The sequence below is a fragment of the Acidobacteriota bacterium genome, from assembly GCA_016196035.1.
In the GTDB taxonomy this organism is placed as follows: Bacteria; Acidobacteriota; Blastocatellia; order RBC074; family RBC074; genus JACPYM01.
In genome coordinates this window covers 124,101-143,965 of record JACPYM010000029.1, presented here as the reverse complement: position 1 = coordinate 143,965, position 19,865 = coordinate 124,101, and the positions used below count along the sequence as shown (strand labels likewise).

Annotated in this window: 16 protein-coding genes; all 16 read right to left on the bottom strand. The window is 58.0% G+C overall.

Translation table 11 applies throughout. From position 1 onward, the window contains the following. Positions 1 to 146 precede the first annotated feature (146 nt). Positions 147 to 2,267: a VCBS repeat-containing protein gene (locus tag HY011_09865; GenBank protein ID MBI3423234.1), complete on the bottom strand. Its 2,121-nt coding sequence runs from the start codon at positions 2,265 to 2,267 to the stop codon at positions 147 to 149. A 93-nt stretch (positions 2,268 to 2,360) separates the two neighbouring features. Then, positions 2,361 to 3,281 (bottom strand): tail fiber domain-containing protein, encoded by a 921-nt coding sequence (locus HY011_09860; GenBank protein MBI3423233.1) that lies wholly within the window; start codon positions 3,279 to 3,281, stop codon positions 2,361 to 2,363. A 56-nt stretch (positions 3,282 to 3,337) separates the two neighbouring features. Then, positions 3,338 to 4,825, bottom strand: coding sequence for a hypothetical protein (locus HY011_09855; GenBank protein MBI3423232.1), 1,488 nt, complete (start codon positions 4,823 to 4,825; stop codon positions 3,338 to 3,340). Positions 4,826 to 4,829: 4 nt separating this feature from the next. Next, on the bottom strand, positions 4,830 to 6,716 hold the full coding sequence (locus tag HY011_09850; protein MBI3423231.1) for a tail fiber domain-containing protein: 1,887 nt from the start codon (positions 6,714 to 6,716) through the stop codon (positions 4,830 to 4,832). A 111-nt stretch (positions 6,717 to 6,827) separates the two neighbouring features. Continuing rightward, positions 6,828 to 7,211: a hypothetical protein gene (locus tag HY011_09845; GenBank protein ID MBI3423230.1), complete on the bottom strand. Its 384-nt coding sequence runs from the start codon at positions 7,209 to 7,211 to the stop codon at positions 6,828 to 6,830. A gap of 36 nt (positions 7,212 to 7,247) precedes the next feature. Further along, positions 7,248 to 7,835, bottom strand: coding sequence for a hypothetical protein (locus HY011_09840; GenBank protein MBI3423229.1), 588 nt, complete (start codon positions 7,833 to 7,835; stop codon positions 7,248 to 7,250). Positions 7,836 to 7,964: 129 nt separating this feature from the next. Next, the gene (locus HY011_09835; GenBank protein ID MBI3423228.1) at positions 7,965 to 9,647 is read right to left on the bottom strand and encodes a D-aminoacylase; all 1,683 of its coding nucleotides are present in this window, start codon (positions 9,645 to 9,647) and stop codon (positions 7,965 to 7,967) included. Between the two features lie 103 nt (positions 9,648 to 9,750). Continuing rightward, complete coding sequence (locus HY011_09830; GenBank protein MBI3423227.1) at positions 9,751 to 10,497, bottom strand: Uma2 family endonuclease; 747 nt, start codon at positions 10,495 to 10,497, stop codon at positions 9,751 to 9,753. A 114-nt stretch (positions 10,498 to 10,611) separates the two neighbouring features. Further along, the gene (locus tag HY011_09825) at positions 10,612 to 11,910 is read right to left on the bottom strand and encodes an ABC transporter ATP-binding protein (protein MBI3423226.1); all 1,299 of its coding nucleotides are present in this window, start codon (positions 11,908 to 11,910) and stop codon (positions 10,612 to 10,614) included. A 274-nt stretch (positions 11,911 to 12,184) separates the two neighbouring features. Further along, complete coding sequence (locus HY011_09820; GenBank protein MBI3423225.1) at positions 12,185 to 12,475, bottom strand: hypothetical protein; 291 nt, start codon at positions 12,473 to 12,475, stop codon at positions 12,185 to 12,187. Between the two features lie 14 nt (positions 12,476 to 12,489). Further along, on the bottom strand, positions 12,490 to 14,550 hold the full coding sequence (locus HY011_09815; GenBank protein MBI3423224.1) for a glycosyltransferase: 2,061 nt from the start codon (positions 14,548 to 14,550) through the stop codon (positions 12,490 to 12,492). Positions 14,551 to 14,741: 191 nt separating this feature from the next. Next, positions 14,742 to 15,617 carry a prolipoprotein diacylglyceryl transferase gene (lgt, locus tag HY011_09810; GenBank protein ID MBI3423223.1) on the bottom strand — a complete coding sequence of 292 codons (876 nt, stop codon included), beginning with the start codon at positions 15,615 to 15,617 and terminating at the stop codon, positions 14,742 to 14,744. Between the two features lie 28 nt (positions 15,618 to 15,645). Continuing rightward, a complete protein-coding gene (lspA, locus tag HY011_09805) occupies positions 15,646 to 16,191 on the bottom strand; it encodes a signal peptidase II (protein ID MBI3423222.1) in 546 nt (181 codons plus the stop codon). Between the two features lie 16 nt (positions 16,192 to 16,207). Continuing rightward, a complete protein-coding gene (locus HY011_09800; protein MBI3423221.1) occupies positions 16,208 to 16,555 on the bottom strand; it encodes a n-acetylglutamate synthase in 348 nt (115 codons plus the stop codon). Positions 16,556 to 16,559: 4 nt separating this feature from the next. After that, positions 16,560 to 16,982, bottom strand: coding sequence for a hypothetical protein (locus HY011_09795; protein ID MBI3423220.1), 423 nt, complete (start codon positions 16,980 to 16,982; stop codon positions 16,560 to 16,562). Between the two features lie 23 nt (positions 16,983 to 17,005). Next, a complete protein-coding gene (gene ileS / locus HY011_09790; protein ID MBI3423219.1) occupies positions 17,006 to 19,828 on the bottom strand; it encodes an isoleucine--tRNA ligase in 2,823 nt (940 codons plus the stop codon). Positions 19,829 to 19,865: the final 37 nt, after the last annotated feature.

The window sequence follows — 19,865 nt, the reverse complement described above, 5'->3', positions numbered from 1 at the left end:
CCCGTTACGCAATACACTGCCCCGCTCGTAGTCGTAAAGAGTCCGGAAAAATTCTGATTTGTCTGGCAAAGCCAACCAGGCTGCCAAGGATCGTCTTCCCCAGCTTTTGCTAACCTCGCAAGCTTCCTCGAACTTTCCAGACGATCTCAACGCACGCCAAACGCCGGCACCGGCACATCGCCGCTTTGTCCCTGGTTTTGGATCAGGAACGAACCGTCTGTGCTGCGCTTGACGAACCACGTCCCGGAGCGCCGCCACACCGCAATGTCCGCCTTGCCGTCGCCGTCATAATCACCCGGCGTCGGAATATCGAAGTATGGCGCATAGTTCGCGCCCCAGAATTGCAGGATGGCTTGCCCATCGCTGCTCTTGCGGATGTACCAGATGGAATCCGCCCCGCGCCAAATCGCCAAGTCCGCTTTGCCGTCGCCATCATAATCGGCGGGCACCGGCGTGTCGAAATATGGCGCGTAGCCTGCACCCCACTGAATGCTCGTGATGGTGTTGGTCGAACTATTCAGGATGATCCAATTCGGCGCGGGCGCAATCGCACCGGGTCGGAAGATGGCCAGGTCGGTCTTGCCATCACCGTCGTAATCCGCTGGCACCGGAATGTCGTCCTGCTGCCCGTGCGTGACGATCATGTTCTGCCCATCGCTGCTGCGCCGCACGAACCAGGTGCCGCTGCGCCGGAAGACGCCGATGTCGGTCTTGCCATCGCCATCGTAATCACCCGGCGTCGGGATGTCGAAATACGGCGCGTAGTTCGCACCCCAGAGTTGCACGAAAGGCTGCCCATCGCTGCTCCTGCGGATGTACCAGAGCGAATCCGCCCCGCGCCAGATGGCGTGATCGGCTTTGCCATCACCGTCGTAATCACCGGGCACGATGTCATCGAAATATGGCGCATAGCCCGCGCCCCATTGCTGGGTGACGGTCGCGTTGTTGCCGCTGTTGATGACGCTCCAGTTCGGGAAGGGCGGCGCGGCAGTGGGACTGAAGATGCTCAGATCGGTTTTGCCATCGCCGTCGAAGTCGGCTTTGGCTTTGGGCTTAATCTGCACCGTGTATGTGCGCGTGCCCTGACAGCTATTTGTGTCGGTTGCGCGTGCGGTGAAGTTGTACACGCCAATGATAACCGCCAAGCCTCCTAATTGCCCGGTCGCCGCGTTCAGTGACCAGCCCGGCGGCAAGTTGCCCGCGCTGATGCTCCAGTTGATTTGCCCCACGCCGCCGGTTTGCGTAAGCATCTGTTGATACACGACGCCCGCCGTCCCGCTGGACAGCGTGACCGGATTGACGGTGATCGCCGGACAGCCTGCATTGATGGTCAGCATGAAGCTCGTGTCCGTGAGCGCGCCACAATTGTCGGTCGCGCGGGTAGTGATCGTATGCGTGCCCACAGGCGCGGCGTTACTGATGCTCACGACACCAGTCGCATTATTGACGCTGATCGTGCCGGTATAAGTGCCTTGCGATTGCAGTGCGATGCTGTTGAGGGTGCCGTTGTCGCTAGGCCCCGTGGCCGGGTTAACCGTCGTCACGCCGCCGGTGTTCACACTGGCATTCGCGTATGTCAGTGTCGGCGGCGTGTTGGCAGTGACGTTGATTGGCAGATCGCCTGTGCCAGTCAGACTGCCATTCGACACTTGAAAACGTATGGTGCCAGCCGTCGCGCCGCACGCAGCACTGATCTGTGCGGTGATCGTGCCGTTGGTGTTGACGATGTTCGTGACATTGATGCCGGTGGCGGTGCCGCCTGCGATTTGTGTGACGGTCAGATTGCCCGCCGGAACTTGCTGATCGCTCACCGTGCCAACCGTCACTGCCGCGCCTGCGGGGGAGCCTTGTTGCCGCGAAAGGGCTGCTGCCGGTATGAAGGTTGGCGCTTGCCCCTGCACCCCCGCGCCCGGCCAGAAGCCTCCTTCAAGGGCATACGTGCCGCCGCTCGATTGCCCGGTCAGCCCTTGTCCAAGAGTGCCTTCAGCCACATTTGAACCGCCGCTGCTGCGTGCGCCGCCGCCCGCGATGACGGAGGGTGTGATGTTGTACGTGCCGCCAGATTGCACGGGCGCTGCCGCCAGCACGGGTTTGGCGCTGCGGGCCGGGTGCGTGGGTTGCGCCACAGGGGCAGACGCGGGAACCGGCGGGGCAGGCTGCTGCACCCACCGCAACGGCACACCATACCGCGCCTGGATTGTCAGCGCGCCCAACGTAAGCAACAGACACAGCCAGAGTACATAGCTGCGATTAGCGGGGTATTTCATAACACGGTTCTCCCGGTTAACTGAGAGAGGTACGCGCCGCGCGCCCTCAATGAAGCTACATTGCCGGAGATACGCCCTCCGGCTCCTGCCAAATCAATGCTGCGGCGTGTGTCGTAGCGGTTGCCGTGTCCTGGCCGTCCGCCGTGGCGCACTGTGTTTGGGCGCGAGCGCCCGTTCGATCGCTTGCAGCCGTTCTTGCATAGCGTTGAGCAATTGTTGCTGCTGTGCGTTCCGTTGTTTGAGCGCATCGTTTTCTGCTTTGAGTTCCTTGACTGCCTGCAACATCAGTAGCGGCAGCTTGCTGTAATTGACCGCCTTGTAACCATCGGCGCGCGTTTCGACCAGTTCGGGCAGGACGGCTTCGGCCTCCTGCGCAATCAGGCCGTAGCTCTGTTCCGCGCCAAAATGTTCCTGCGGAAAGTCCTGACTGCGCCAATAAAAATGGACGGGCCGCAAGCGCGCGACTTGATCGAGCATGTTGGGAAAGGCCGTGATGTCGCATTTGAAGCGCCGGTCAGAGGCGCAGGTGCCCGCGATGGCCGTGCCGCCGGAATTTTTGACGCAACTGTTGACGCGCGCTTCGCCCGCGACGTGCAATTTGTCGGCGGGCGCGGTCGTGCCGATGCCGATGTTGCCGCCGCTGGTGACCGACAGGCGCGCCGCATAGCCGGTATACAAATCCAGGCCGAATTGATTCCCACCCGCCGTGCGCTTGCTGGCGATGCCTTCGCCGCTGGAAACGGGATCCGCGCCAAAGACCAAACCCGGAAAGAGGCCGCCGTTGTTCGTGCCGTCATTCGTGGCGTTGCGATCCACGACGACGGAGCCACTGGCGCTCAAATTGCCGATGAACCGTCCGTTGCCCGCTACGTGCAGTCGCTCGCCGGGCGTCGTCGTGCCGATGCCGACATTGACGCTGGTTGTTGCACCGTTCTTACCGGCGATGCTGCCCAACACGAGGCTGTTGTCGGCTTCCACCAACGCTTGCGTCCCTAGGGCGGTCGCGTTGTTCAAGGCTGCGGTTCCGCCCGCATTGAATCCCAGATAAGTGTTGCTTGTGCCAGTGGTGTTCAGGCTGCCTGCGCCGAAACCGAAGAAGGAATTGGCTGAGCCAGTCGTATTGCTTTGGCCGGCGTTCGCGCCAAAGAAAGAGTTTTGAATGCCGCCGATGTTGGCAGGGCCTGAGTACGCACCGAAGAAGGAATTGCCGAAGCCCGTTTGGTTGAGAGAACCGGATGCCTTTCCAAAGAAGGAATTGCCTGAGCCAGTCGTATTGCCTTGGCCGGCAGTGACGCCCGCAAAAGGTTGTCCACTCCTGCATTGCTCAACACCCGCTGAGCGCCGAGGTTGTATTGTGTCGTCGCGTTGATCGCACCTACTACATCCAGCTTCGCGCCGGGCGCGGTCGTGCCGATGCCGACGTTGCCGCTATTGCTGATGGACATGCGATTGGCCGCGGCGGTGTAAAAGTCGAGGCCAAACTGGTTGCCGCCCGCCGTGCGTTGCGAAGCGATACCCTCGCCATTCGCGGCGCCAAAAACGAGGCCATTCCCCCCAGCGGCACTGTTGCTGAGGCTGCCGTTATTGCTGTTGCCTTGGTCAATATTCAATCGGTCGCAGACTTGGACATTTCCGTCGAAGCTACCAGCCAGCCCGGTGAATTGGGCAGAGCCATAGACCCCAACGCCGCTAGTGCCACTGACAGTGCCGTTGACCCCAATGCCGTTGGCGGCCGTACCATAGACGCCCCAGCCGGAACCAGCATGTGACCCATAAACCCCGACGCCAAGACCGCCAGCCCCATTGTTGAGGCCACGCACCCCGGCGGAAAATCCGCCTGGCGTAGTCGAACTGATGATGCCGCGCACGGCTGCGATGTTGGCGCCAGTGTTGCTGTTCGTGGCTTGCACCGCGTCGCCCGTGCCGGCGTTCGTGGCAGCGAAGATGGGCGTAGGCGTAGCGGTGTTGCCGCTCAGCGACAAAGGCACGGGCAGGTTGCTGCTGCTGATTGTGCCGGTGAGCTTGCTGCCTGCGACATCCGTGATCTTCGCATTGGTGACGCTGCCATCAGCCAGCTTCGCCGTCGTAACAGCGTTGTTGCTGATCGAGGTGGCGCTTTGCGTGCCCGTCACATCGCCCGCCAGCGCGCCGCTGAAATTGACCGCCGTCGTGGCATTCAGCGTTTGAATCGCGTAAGGCGTGGACAGCACCGGCTGGCGCGGCGCGAGCACCGTGTACGGATTCACACTGCCTGCCGGACGCACGCCGATTTCCAGAAAGCGCACCGCCCCGCTAAACACATTCGCGCCGAAATCGAGCGTGACGGTAAACACGCCATTGCTGACGGCGACGGTCGCGTTAGTCAGCGTGCCGCCTTGCTGCACGCCCGTGCCAACGGTGGCGGTGTCGAAGAGTTTGAATTGCAAATCGAAATTGCCATTAGCAGGCTGACCCGCGTCGGTCAGCTTGCCTTGATAGGTGAACGCAGTCGTCTGCGCATAGAGCGCGCCAGCCGAAAGCAAAATGACAACCAAAGCAGCAACGATTTTTTGTTGCATCGGATTACTCCTGGCAAGCCGTGGCTTGCGGGTTGGTTTGGCAAACGAGCTTGCGCAAGGTGTCGAGCTGTTGCTGTTGTTGTTTGAGTTGGTTTTGCAGCGTGTGAAGGTGTTGTGTTTGCGATTCGATCTGCGCCTGCTGTTCTTTGAACGCGTTGACGAAGGCTGTGCCCAGCCGATCATATTTCACGCCCTCGACCTGGCCGTCTTGGTTGTAGGTCACGAATAACGGATTGACTTCAGCCACTTCCTCGGCGACGAAGCCGACATCGTGTTGGCCATTCGCTTTCCAATCAAAGGTCACCGGGCGCAGTTGCCGAACCAACGCCATTCCAGAGGGGAAAGCGGCCAGATTGGTTTTATAACGTATTGAGGAAGAAGAGCAGGACGCGATTCTGTTGTTCAAGCTTAGATTCCAACACAGCGGAACGCCTCCTCCAAAAGAAGTATCAATACTGTTAAGGGTGACGAAACCATTGAGGTTGATACTGCCACCGGGCAAATTCATGTTGAGTTGCACGGGAGCACCCAAAGCATAGTCATAAGCAAAGACGTAGCCTCCCGCATTGTTCATTCCGACGGCGACGCCGCGACCAGCGGCGGCGGTAAGCGGCGTCGAATCGCCTTGAAACCAGCTTGTGCCGCCGTTGACGTGCAAACGCGCCAGCGGCGTGATGGCATTGATGCCGACGTTGCCCGCCGTTGACAAGGTCATCTGGGCATTGCCGTTGTTGGTGAAGAAAAAAAGCGGGTGATTGCTTTGCGTTCCGTACCATCCGCCCAATCCGCCGGCATACGTACCGACGGCGATATTGCCGTCTGACTGCAAGACGCCGTAGCTGTTGGTTGGAGAAGAGACGGTCACCCTGGTGTTGTTGTAAGCCGCAGTCCCGCCAATTTGAACGTCACCGGTCGGTCCCACTGCCATCCAGCCTTGTCCCGCCGAGGTCGCCAGTCCCCAGTAACCGGAAGTGGTCACGAATTGCGACATACCACAATTGCAGCCTGTGTTGAAAAGGTCGAAGCGCGGTAGTCCCGCTGTATTGAACGTGCCGCCGGCACCGCTGATTGTGAACTTGCTGAGCGGGTTCGACGTGCCGATTCCCAGATTGCCGGCAGTCGTCAAAGCCATTTGTGCGCTGCCACCGTTGGTATAGAAAAACAACGGGTGATTCGATTTCGTGCCGAACCACCCGCCGTATCCGCTGCTGCCCGCGCCGATGTATGTCCCGACGCTCGCAATGCCGTCCGTGTGCGTGATCCCAAAACTACTGGTTGGAGTTTGCACCGTCAGCTTGTCGTTCGGCGTGGCGGTGCCGATGCCCAAATTGCCGTTGATCAAACCGTTGCCGCTGATATTGAAATTGCTGGATGCCTGTTGGGCTGTGCTGTTTTGAATGTAATTCGTGCTGCCCGTGGGCAAACCGGCGATTTGCGCGCCTTGCACACACGCGACGCACGCGCTTGTCAACACATCGGCACTCGCCGCGTGCAAAGTTTGAATCGCGTAGGGCGTTGAATTGATCGGCTGGCGCGGCGTGAGCACCGTGTAAGCATTCACGCTACCTGCCGGACGCACACTGATTTCCAGCCAGCGCGCCGCCCCGCTAAACACATTCGCGCCGAAATCGAGCGTGACGGTAAACACGCCATTGCTGACGGTGACGGTCGCGTTGGTCAGCGTGCCGCCCTGTTGCACGCCCGTGCCAACGGTGGCGGTGTCAAAGAGTTTGAATTGCAAATCGAAATTGCCATTAGCAGGCTGGCCCGCGTCGGTCAGTTTGCCTTGATAAGTAAAGGCCGTGGTTTGCGCCTGCGCGCTGCGCGTGTAGCAGGTAACCCAAGCGACTATGATGGCGAAAGTGAAAAGTATGCTTGCGGCGTTTCGCATGGTTCCCTCCGGGTAAAGTTAATCGAGGGCTGACGTGGGATAATAGCGCAGGCACGATACGCGCCAGCTTTCTCCCCTGCCAACATCTATGCGGATCTAGCGATGCGGGTGTTATTGCTTGTGGTGACGGCTACCCACCCGCCGCTCCAACGCGCGCAGCCGTGCGTGCGGGGCGGCGTTTTTGGCTTCCAGCTTTTGTGCGCGCAATTCATACACCGGTTGCTGGCATTCGAGCAAGGCTTGTTGTTCGTTGCTGGGGTTGGTGAGCACGACGGTCAGTTGCGGGGATTTGACGCCTTCGACTTTGCCGCGTTCGTTGTAGGTCGCAGCAACGCGTTTGCGGTCGAGCCAGGATTGCATTCGGCGGTGCATCGCAAGATAACGCTGAACGTCGGAATCGCGGCCTTCATCCAACCCTTGCGGCAACCGCACGAAAGCGGCTTGGGTCAATTCCCCAGCGCCGCTTTCACGTTCTGCTTGCGAAATGCTTGCCACGCGGCTTCGCCATTGGAGGGCCCTTCGAGGAATTGTTCAGCGCATTGTCGCCATCGTTTGCTGCCACGCGAGCGACTTGCGCAAGACTTGCAAGCGCGCACGGTCGCGCTCTTCGCACAGTCCTTCCAATTGATCCACGATGGTCGAGAGCAGTTGAAAGGTGAAATAGCCCGCGTGCGTCGTGACGTGGTTGTAATACTTCAATTCCAACCCGTTTGCCGCCGTGTGATGAAAGGCGCGCACCTCTTCGTCGCTGAGCGTTTCGACATCGGCATTGATCGGCAGCACTTCGCGTGAGAGTCCCTGCTGATAGCGTTGGCCGTCGTGCCAGCCAACCAGCAACAGGCCGATCAGCACGCCCTGTTCGTTCAAATAGTCCGGGCTGAAGATGGCGTTCTGCTCCTGCGACGTGGACAAGCGCGGCCCGAAGTCGCCATAGGCCGAATTCAGCAGGAATGAATTGTAGATCACCCCGACGACCGCACCCGCGTGCCCGGCGATCTTGACGAATTGGCCGAAGCGGTAATCGTTCGGCGTGACATCTTCGGCAATTTCACGTTGGCCGAAGACGCGGGCGACATAATCTACGTGTGAATTTGAGCGGACGATTTTGGCGATGCGCATGACTTTTACTTCTTTCTGAACTCAGCCGCGGATTGACGCAGAAGTGACGCGGATCAGAATCAATCGGCGGCTATCGGCGGCTATCGGCGTTGATCAGCGGCTGAATAGTTCGTTTTCTATGAACCTGAGCTACTTCACCTTGCCCGGCCCCCACAACGCGCGGCCCGGTTTGGCGTTGGTGTGTGCGCCGTCTTTCAACACCAGCACGCCATTCACAAAAACATGCCGCATCCCGACGGCGTATTGATGCGGCTGTTCAAACGTCGCTTTGTCGGCAATTGTTTTGGGATCGAAAACGACAACATCGGCGAAATAGCCCGCTTTGAGCAAGCCGCGTTTGTCCAGGCCCAGATTCGTGGCGGGCAAACTGGTTAGGCGGCGAATCGCTTCGGGCAGCGGGATGACCTTTTCATCGCGCACATATTTGCCCAACAGCCGGGCGAAATTGCCGTAAGCGCGCGGGTGCGTGGATGATTTCAAAAACACGCCTTCGGTCGCCAGCGAACCGGCGTCGGAACCGAACGAGACCCAGGGCAATTTGAGCTGCCGTTTGATGTTCTCTTCGGACATCATGAAATAGACCGTATCAACGCGCGATTGATCTTCCAGCACCAAATCCATGATCGTCTCGAAATCATCTTTGCCGCGCAGTTTCGCCACCTCGGCCAGCGTCTTGCCCGTCAGCGGTTTGAGTTGCTCTGATTTGAACCCGACCAGCAACACACGTTCGCCCGAACCGGCGGCGTGATACAGGTTTTCCCACTTGTCAGTCGGCGTGCGCATCTCGGCGGCGATTTTCTGGCGCGTTTCAGGATCGCGCAGCCGTTTGAAGAGCGCGTCATATCCGCCATCCAACACCCAGGGCGGCATCGCGGCGTCCAGACCGGTCGAGCCTGCCGGATAGGTGTACATATCGGCGGTGATTTTCAGACCGGCTTTGCGCGCCTGCTCGATGCGCGCGATGGCCTGTTCCAGCTTTGGCCAGTTGGCGCGGCCCGCGGCTTTGAGGTGATAAATCTCGGCGGGGATGTGGGCCGCGCGCGCGATGCGGATGAGTTCGTCAAGGCCTTCGAGCAGGCGCGCGCCTTCGCTGCGCATGTGCGAGATGTATTTGCCCTGGTATTGCGCGGCGACTTTGCACAATTCGATCAACTCTTCAGTCGGCGCGTAAAAGGCTGGCGCGTAAATCAGCGACGAACCGATGCCGAGCGCGCCCGCTTCCATTTCTTGGCGCACCAGTTCGCGCATTTGCTGAAGCTGTTCCGGCGTCGCTTTTTTATCTTCCAACCCGATGACGTATTCACGGATGGTCGTCGCGCCAATAAACGAAGCGACATTGCAGGCGACACCCTTGCGTTCGAGTGTTTGCAGGTATTCGGCCAGCGTCGTCCATTCGATCGGGTATTTCAGATCGCCCTGATCGGCCTGCCGCCGTTGTTTCATCGCGGCGTTGAGCGGCCCCATCGAATCGCCTTCGCCAAAAATCTCGGTCGTCACACCTTGCTTGATGTCGCCCAGGCTGCGCCCGTCAATCACCAGATCATCCACCGCCCACGAGAGCATGTTGATGAAGCCGGGCGCGACGGCCAGCCCGCGCGCATCAAGCACAGTCTTGGCCTTGGCGGTTTTCAAATTGCCGATGATAACGATCTTGCCATCGCGCAATCCGACATCAGCGCGGCGCGGCGCGCGGCCTGAGCCGTCATACACGGTGCCGTTTTTGATTAGCACATCGTATTGAGCGGTTTGGGCTGAGACAGTAACTGCCAGCGCCAACAAAAAGAGAGAAGCGAGCAAATTCCGTAGCGGCATAGTGGTGTGGTTCCGGGTCGAGATGAACCCAACAGGTTTCATCCGTTATCTTGTGTGCGCTCGGCAGCAGGTCGGCTCGCATGGTTGTGCGCGCGACCAACCATTAGGTCAGCGCATCAGGGTCAATGCCTAACTCGCGCAATTTGGCGGCCAGCAATTCAGCGCGTTGCTGAGCCGCTTGCGCTTGTTGCTGGGCCGCTTGCTTGGCCTCGCGATCTGTTGGCAACAGCGTTCCGTCAAGCGTTTCCCAACGCAGCCAGGTGGCGGTTACGCGCAGGTATTCGCCCGTCCAATAAGTCAATGCCAGCCCCAATTGTTGGCTGACGAGCCGCCCGCGCTCGTCCGGCTCGAGCGGAAAATACTTGCCGTCGCGCAAGGTGAAGCCGGCCAATTCGCCGCTGAACGGGTCGAACCAGAAGTATTCCGGCACGCGCAGCATCGTTTCATAAATCCGCTTCTTCTCGGTGCGGTCAAATTTTGCGGTGCGGTCGGATAAAAACTCGACCACCACATCCGGCCCCTTTTTCTCTTCCCAGACCACCCAGCTTTTACGCTCTCTCAGACCATCAACGCCGAGCACGACAAAAAAATCCGGCCCGCGATAATGCTCCGTCTTGTCCTGATCGGGGCTGAAGTAAACGAACATATTGCCGCCCACGAAAAAGTCGCGGCGCTCGGCCCAGTGTAACGTCAAGATTTCGCGCAACAGATAAATTTGCAGCAGGTGGCGATCAGTCTCCATCGGCTCTCCATCTTCGTATGGCAATTCGTCCTGCGTCGGCGGTCGTTCCAGCCAATGCGACACTGGCGGCTCTGTGAGTTCGACAAAACGCCCGGTGCCTGCGGGCATTGGCGGCTGGCTAATCGGCACGGCAATCGGTTCACTCATAGCAAATTCTCCCCCTCAGCTTCATTCAGGAAGGCGAGCAACGGCAGCGATTATTGGGCGGCCCGCAACACAGCGTCAACCTGCGACGTTGGAAAGGCTGCGAGCGGGCGCAGGCAACAAGTCAGGTGCAGACCATTTCGCCTCAAGTTGCACTAACCCGTGAATCACGCGGTCAGTGATGACATCAAATTGATACATCTGGTTGTGAATGTCCGCCGGATCACGCCAATCGGGCGCGCCATTCTCGGTATAAACCTTGAGCGAAAGGAAATAAGCATTGAACGGCAATTCGAGCCGGGCAATGTGCAAATCAACGAAGCCCTCGCCTTTGCTGATCGGCAGGGCTTGCGGGTGCGTGTCGTGGTTGTTGACGCTGGCGACGAAAATGCCGTCGTAACGATGCACATCCACGGCAAAGATCGGCTGCGGATAATCACTGTCGGCTTTGTAATGCAACCGGATCGTCACCGCTTCGCCGGTGCGAAAGACCCAGCGCGCCTCGCCCGCCGCGTTGAGCATCTCTACGTTGGTGAAGCGAATCTTGCCGTTGCCCCAGCGCGAGCCGGTCAATTCCAGTTCGCGCAAAATCTGTTCGTGTTCCTGCGAACGAATGCCGCTGTTCGCCGCCATGTTGCGCAGATGCTCTTCTTCCAGCCGCGCGCAAAAGGCTTGATAGGCCGTAACGACCTTGCGCGCATCGCCGGTCAGTGCGACGCGGCCGCCTTCGATCCAGACGGCGCGCGTGCAAAAGCGTTGGATCATGGACGGATCGTGCGAAACCAGCAGCACGGTCTTGCCCGACTTGCGGAAGTATTCCATGCGGTCGAGCGATTTGCGTTGGAAGTAAACATCGCCGACTGATAGCGCCTCGTCCACGATTAACACATCGGGGTCAACGTGAATCGCCGCCGCAAAGGCCAGCCGCATCAGCATCCCGGTCGAATACGTCTTGACCGGTTGGTCTACGAAATTTTCCAACTCAGCGAATTGCACGATCACATCCAGACGTTGCAGCATCTCGGCTTCCGAAAACCCCAGAATCTGGCCGCTCAGCAAAATGTTCTCGCGCCCAGTGTATTCGGGGTTGAAGCCGCTGCCCAATTCCAGCAACGCGGTCACACGGCCTTCGACCGTCACTTCGCCGTGCGTAGGCTGCAAGACGCCCGCGATGATTTGCAGCAGCGTCGTCTTGCCCGCGCCGTTGCGCCCGATGATGCCGACGGTCTCGCCCTGATTGACCTCCAAACTGACATCCTGCAACGCCCAAAAATCGCGGTGATATTTGCGCCGCCCGCGCAGCAGGATTTCTTTCAACCGCCCGGCGGGGTTGTCGTAGATGCGATAGAGTTTGGAGACGTTATTAACGAGGATCAAAGCAGCCGCCTAATACGTAAGAGAACCAAGTTTTCTGATATTCGGAAACCTGTCTTTGCCGCGTTAGCGGCGGCTGAATTTAGCCGTGGGTTTTCAACCCACGGTAGCAAAACGAAGCAGTTTCGTCGCGTCAGCGACGATTGAAAATTCGGGAATTATTCATTCAAGCGTCGCTAACGCGACGCGGGTTGCTCGCTCGACAAACACCGTGGGTTGAAAACCCACGGCTAAATTCAGCCGCCGCTAACGCGGCGAAAACAGGCCCAAAACTTAGCTAAACAAAATAATCTGTAATCCCTACCAGACTCACAACTCTGCCATCTTTTTCCAATTGATAACCTGCGTGGTAGAGAAAGAACAGAGTTGCTCGCAAAGCGTCCAAAGCAAACTCGCGCCTTTCTTGAGTCAGTTCGTACTCTTCCAACAAAACTATTTGCTCGAAAAAATCTTGCCGGGCGGGATCGTAATTCCAATCTAGTTCTTGTTTTGAACAGCTTGTAAATAACCCGAAAACTTCTTTCAGATCACTCTCTGCAAATTCAATTTTTCCATCTGAAATTCTCATGGCACTTTTACCGCTCAGTCATACAAATTCTCAGGAAACCGCTCGATCTGCGCGCTCTGCTTCCTTCCCACCGCGTAAATGTTATCGCCGCGCAGTTCGCGTTGCACTTCGGTGGTCGCGTCCAGCCAGCGCAAGAAATCTTCTTCCGTCTCGTGCCAGACGTTTTCGGTGAACAGCCGGACGGCCTTGAACCCGGCGGCTTCGAGCGCCGCCTGCACGTCGCCGGGCGTGTATTCGCGGGCGTGGCGGTCGCCCACGCTTTGGCGGTTGTAAAGCGAATAGATGTTGGGCGTGCGTCCGGCCAACGCTTCGCGCACGCTGAAGGCGCTGGCAATGTTGGGCGTCGTGACAATGACCAGGCCGCCCCATTTCACCACACGGTGCAACTCGGCCAGCATATGCACGGGGTCTTCCTGCAAATGCTCGATCAGTTCGCAACAGAGCGCGACATCGAAATGATTGTCGGGGAACGGCAGCCGGTCGCGTTCGACATTGACGTTGTGCATCGGCAGGCTCAGCGTCTCGCCCGTTTCGGCGTGCCGCACGGTTTGCTGCTGCTCACGCGTTTCGCCCTTCCACCAGTTGGTCACCGCCAATTCGCCATACCCGCCGTAATGCCGCAGCAGCAGCGGCAGATGCAGATAGCTGCTCAATTCGAGCGCACGCTGCGACGCGGAACCTTTGGGTACCAACTCAACGGTGCGCAACAGGCGGCGCGCATGCACGCGGATGTAATCGCTGGCGTTCGGATCGTCGGTGAAAAAGTTGCGCAGGTAATCCAGCGCCTCGGCGTGCTCGAACTTGATCGTTGCGGCCTCTTTGAAATCGAGTTTGTATTCGACGGGCTGCGGCTGCCGGGCTTTGCCGCGCTTGCGCCCTTCGATCAACTGCTCGGCGAATTGCAGGTAGCGCGCCGCCGAGCGTTGCACCTCGTTGTTTTCCCGAATCCAGGCCGACGCCCGTTCGCCCAAGCCTTCGCGCAGGTTCGGACGGCAAGCCAGCGCGCGCAATCGCGCCGCCAGTTCGCGCTCTTCTTCCGGCCCAGCGGTGACTTTCAGACAAACATCATCGGGCAAATCGCCGAACTGGCCGTGGTCAGACACGATGACCGGTTTGCCTGCGCCTAGCGCGCGAATCAACGTGCCCGACGTTTCGCCCGCCGTCGGATAGCGCAGATTCACGACGACATCCACGGCTTTCAGATAGCGGAAGAAATCGCGTTCGACCGTGTAGCCGGTCAGTCGCACATGGCGTTGCAAACCCATCTCGGCAATCAAAGGCGCGGCGCTCCACTTCCAATGATCCTCGCCGACGATCAGACACATCGCGTTGGGCACGACCGCTTGCAGCCGTTTGAAGGCTTTCAGCAACGTCGGAATGCGCTTTGACTGGGTGACGAAGCCGAACGACGCGATGATCCAGGCGTCTTCGGGCAAGCCAAAGGCGCGGCGGCATTCCAGCTTGTCCAGTTGATCCAGTTCATAAACGCGCGGTGACAGGTGATGCGGGATGATCTCGACCGGCAGCGCCTGGCCCGGCGCGAATTCAAGCTGCGCGGCGGCGTATTCGTTATGCACCACGATGCCCAGGCTGCGGCTGACGACGCGGCGATTCATCGGCAAGAGGAACTGTTGATATTCGCTGGCCGCATCGTTTTCGCGCGCCACGGCCACACGCGCGCCGCGCCGCCCATAGGCGTAAAACATCTCATTCCAATACCCCGCCTCATCCTTGCGGCCCAGCGTCTTCCACGCGATCAGGTGGTGCAAACAGTGTTCGTGCAAGACCAGCAAGCCCGGCGTCGCCAGCGCGCGTTCGTAAATGTATTCGTGATGCGGGTTGTTGCCCTGATGATAGAGGCACAGATCGAAAGGCTGCTGGCCGTGCAATTCGTCGAAGTGCGTCGCGTCGAAGACCTGATACGGCTGGCTGTTTTTATTCACGCGCAACTCATCCGGCTTTTCGACAAAGACGGACAAGTCCGCGCCCCGCGCCAGCGCCGGCAACAACTCGGCGCTGTAATCGGCGATGCCGGATTTGCTGGGGGGGAGCGGACTAAAGTAAGCGAGACGCATGAGATTGCGGATTGCGGATTGGCTACACTCAGCTTCAACCAGACCGCGTCGCGCGCGGGTGTTTAGAGTTCCGCCTTTAGGCGGTGGCGCGCCGCAGGCGCGTAATTCCGGCGCTACGCGCCGCCGCCTAAAGGCGGAACTCTAAACACCCGCGCGCCGAGGCCTAGGGTTTCAACCACTGCTTCATTTGTTCAGACAGCATTCTCGGCCAGTTCTGTAGTTGTCACCTTGCGCACGCGCCAGATGTAGGCAATGAGCGAGGCGACAAACAAAATAATCGCGATGAATTGCGAGGTCGAAAGGTTCCAGACTTCGCCGCGCGGATCGTCGCGCCAGTGTTCGATGGTGAAGCGCACCACGGCGTACAGCATTGCATACGCCAGCATCACCTGCCCGTGAAAGCGGCGGCGGCCCGTGACTGCCAGTAACACCAGAAAGATCACAAAGGTCGCGCCCGTTTCGTAAAGCTGCACCGGATGCAGTTTGAGCGGCGCGAGCAACCCGCCCAGCTTGTTCGACCAGAGTTCGCGCTGCACCGGATCGGTCAGGTGCGCCACGATGGTCGGCACGCCGGTGATCTCGTGGCCGCGCTCTTTGAATTGCACGCCCAGCGCCGAAGTCGTCGGCACACCCCAGCAACAGCCCGCGCTGTAACAACCCAGGCGCCCAATCGCCTGGCCGATGGCGATGCCCGGCGCAAAGGCGTCCGCCGTGCGCCACCAGGGCAGTTTGTAAAGCCGCATCGCCACCACCGACGCGATGATCGCGGCGATAAAACCGCCATAAAACACACCGCCCGAACGGAAGAAATCCAGCGAGAAAATCTGGCCTGGATGATCACGATAATAAACATCCCATTCGGTGATGATCATCAGCAGCTTCGAGCCGATCAGCGACGAAGCCAGCACCCACAGGCCCAGATCGTACACGCGCTCTTGCGGCAAACCGTCGCGTTTGGCCAGCCGCGACATGACGAACAGGCCGGTGATGAAGGCAATCGCCAGCAACAAGCCATAGCTGTTGAGCGTGAAATTGGTAAATGGAAGTTTGAAGAGGTCTGGAAACATGCGTGTTTTATCCTGCGAAAAGGTGCGGCTATTCCGCCGAGCTGGCCTCTTCAGGTGCGGGGTTTGGATTGGCAGCCGCAGCAACGGGCTTTGCGTGGCCCGCGCGCTCTTCTTTCAACAATTCCAAGGCCAGCAAAACCGCGCCAATGCAAATCGCCGAATCCGCGATATTAAAGGTCGGCCAGGTGAATTGATCGCGCCAGTGCAATTCGATGAAATCCACCACTTCGCCCAGCCGGATGCGATCAATCAGATTGCCCAAGATGCCCGCCAGCAACAACGACAATGACCAACACATCAGGCGCTGGGCGAACGGCGTGCGCGCCAGATAATGCACGACCATCATGGCCGCCAACCCCGAAATTGCGGCCAACACCCATTTGATATTGAATTGCACATCGGCAAATAGACTAAAGGCCACGCCGCGATTGAGCGCGTAACTAAAGCGAACGTAACCCGGAATGACCTCAATCATGCCGACCGGCTTAAGCCGCGCTGTCGCCCAAAACTTGGTCGCCTGATCGGCGATCAGGGTGAGAAAGGACAGCAGCCAAAAAGCATACTTTCTGTTCATCGTACTGCGTGGTACCTCAATCCCGTATTTCTTCTATCACTGACGTGCCTGCCGAACCGTCACCTGACGTCCATTGCCATTGCTCGTGCAACTGCAAGCGGCCATCGGGTAAAACTTCGGGCCTCGAATGACAACGGCCTGTCCTCAACTCGCCCGCCGTATTCAGATGCTGATAGCGCATATCCAAGTAATCCCGTTCGTCTATCTTGGCGATCAGCGTCCCGTAAACAATCGAACCACCGCTGTAGGTCGCCCATACCAGCGCGCCGCTCTGGTGATATTCAAACACGGTCGCGGCGCTGACTTCGCCATTCGCGGAGTTGCGGACAGAGGTGAAGCGGCGGTTGTCATAGTTGAGCGGCATAGTTCTAGGCCCTTGGACTAAGCGAGGCCTGGAAATCACGCAACTCACGTTTGAGAAAAAGCGATTCGCGGACAAAAGCATCCACTTTGTCATCCAGGTCACGGATGCGCTCTTCGATTTTGAAAAGATGCGCATTGACTCCTTGCACTTCGGTTTTTACTTCGTGCACCTCGGTTCTCAACTCGCGCACTTCTGTTTTCACCTCGCGCACATCCTGTTCGGCTTGATCCATCCGAATTTCGAGATGATCGAAGCGGGCATTGAATTGCGTTTCAACCTGACCGAGCCGCGTCTCGACTTGACCAAGGCGCGTCTCGACTTGATCGAACCGCGTCATCAGGACGTTAAAGTGCCGTGTCACCAATTCTTCAATCGGCAAAGGGTTGGTCGAATTACCATTCAATTCTTTCGTTTGTTCTTCTGACATATGGCCTCCATTTGTTTGCCAGACTAGGCTGTACCCAACATTTCCTCCAGGTTCTTTACGCAACGGCCGCACGCGCCCGGATACCTCGTGTCCGCCCCAACATCCGTGGTGTAATGCCAGCAGCGTTCGCATTTCACCCCATCGGCTAAATCTATTCGATACACCGTTTTTAACGTATCTGCCTCAATTTTCGTCAGAACCACTTGTGAAACTATGTAGAAGGCATTGCGTTGCTCCTCGCTTAACGAGTACAAAATATTGAGTAACTCGTTATCGTTCGTATCAATAAGTAATTTCGCCCTTAAGCTTGCACCGATCTCCTTATTTGCACGACGCTTTTCTATCCAAGGAGTTACCACACTGCGAGACTTAAATAACGATTCGTAACCACTTAATAACTTTTTGTCGTACCAATCGCTTTCATATTCAGGGAAAAGTGCTAGGTGAACAGATTCTTCTGTTGCTGTTGCACCAGGGATGTTTTCCCAAATTTCGTCAGCAGTGAACGCAAGGATTGGTGCAAGCAAGCGCGCCATCCGATGCACAATCTCATAGAGTGCTGTTTGCGCCGAACGCCGCGCGAGCGATTTGGGCGCGTAGGTATAAAGACGATCCTTGATGATGTCGAAGTAGAGCGAGGACAACTCGACCGTCGCAAACGAATAGAGCGTTTGATAGACCGTCATAAAATCGTATTGCTCATAGCCGGTGAGCACCTTCTTGACGACTTCGTTGAAGGCGCCCAACGCCCAACGGTCAAGCTCCTGCAATTCCGCGAAAGGCACGCGTTCTGTGGCTGGATCGAAGCCAGCGAGATTGCCCAGGCAATACTTCGCCGTGTTGCGCAGCTTGCGATAGGCGTCCGAGATGCGCGTCAGGATTTCATTCGAGATGCGCATGTCTTCGTGGTAATCGAGTGCGGCGCACCAGAGGCGGATGATTTCGGCACCGCTCTGTTTGATCACCTTTTCCGGCTCGACCGTGTTGCCGAGCGATTTCGACATCTTCTTGCCTTCGCCATCCACCGCCCACCCATACGTGATGATCTGGTGATAGGGCGGCGTGCCTTTGACGGCGAGGCCGATGACCAGCGACGAATTGAACCAGCCGCGGAACTGATCGCCACCTTCCAGATACACATCCGCCGGATAAGGCAAGCCGCGCGGTTCGAGCGTCGAAATCCAGCTACAGCCCGAATCGAACCATACGTCCAGAATGTCGTGCTCTTTGCTGAGCTTGCCGGAACCGCAGGCGGCGCATTTGGTGCCGGGTGGCAGCAATTCTGCTTCGCTGCGTTCGTACCAGGCGTCGGCGGAATCTTGCTCAAACAGATCGGCGACGTGGTTGATGACCTTGGGATCAAGCAGCGTTTCGCCGCAATCTTCGCAATAAAAGACCGTGATCGGGACACCCCAGGCGCGCTGGCGCGAGATGTTCCAATCGGGGCGATCCTTGAACATGTTCTTCATCCGCTCGTTGCCCCACGACGGATGCCATTCGACCTTGTCGCAGGCCGCGACTGCTTCAGCATTCAGGCCACTCTTTTCCATCGAGATGAACCATTGCGGCGTCGCGCGGAAGATCACCGGGTTGCGGCAGCGCCAACAATGCGGATAGGAGTGGTTGAACTTTTCGGATTTGAGCAACACGCCGATGGCTTCGAGATGCGCGATAACGGCTTTGTTGGCATCGGCATCGTTCTTGTTCAAAGCAACCACGCGTTGTCCGGCAAAATGCTCGACGTCTTTCATGAAATAGCCGCGCGAATCCACCGGGTTATAGATTTCCAGCCCGTACTCGCGGCCAATCAGAAAGTCTTCGTACCCATGCCCCGGCGCGGTGTGCACAGCGCCCGTGCCCGCATCAAGCGTGACGTGATCGCCCAGCATCAACAAGCTGTCGCGGTCAACGAAGGGATGGCGCGCTTTCAGCCGGTCGAATGCCTCGCCGCTGTAGGTGCCAATGATTTCGTAGCTCTCCCAGCCAAGTTTCTGCGCGACCGCTTCCAACAAACCGTTGGCAACGATGAAGACGTCATCACCGACAGCAACGGCGTTGTACTCGTATTTCGGATTGAGACTGATGCCCAGGTTCGCGGGCAGCGTCCACGGCGTTGTCGTCCAGATGATGATGCTGACATTCTTGCCCGCCAACGCCTGATCAACTTTCGCCGCATCTGGGAAGGCGAATTTCACATAGACCGAATAGCTCGTGTGATCGGCATATTCAACTTCGGCCTCGGCCAGTGAGGTGACACAACTGATGCACCAATGCACCGGGCGCGAGCCTTTATAAACCGCGCCGCGCTCTACGAATTTGCCGAAGGCGCGCACGATGTTGGCCTGATAGCGCGGGGCCATCGTGATGTAAGGGTCTTCCCATTCGCCAAACACGCCCAGCCGTTTGAAATCTTCGCGCTGCAAGCCGACATACTTGTCGGCGTAAACACGCGCCGCCTTGCGAATGGTCAGGCGGTCGAGTTCCTGCTTGTTCTTTTTGAGTTCCTCTTCGACCTTGATCTCAATGGGCAGGCCGTGACAATCCCAGCCGGGAATGTAGGGCGCCCAATACCCCATCATCGAACGCGATTTGACGACGAAATCCTTGAGAATCTTGTTGAGCGCAGTGCCGATGTGAATATTGCCGTTGGCATACGGCGGCCCATCGTGCAAAACGAACAAGGGCTGGCCCGCGCGCGCTTCACGCAATTTCTCGTAAAGGCCGAGAGCCTCCCACTTTTGCAAACGCAGCGGTTCGTTTTGCGCCAGATTGCCTTTGAGCGGGAAGTCGGTCTTGGGTAGGTTGACAGTCGTTTTTAGATCGAGCGTTGTTGCTTCAGTCGCCATAATCCTCTGCGTTCTCACCTGTGGGTTATTGTTTACG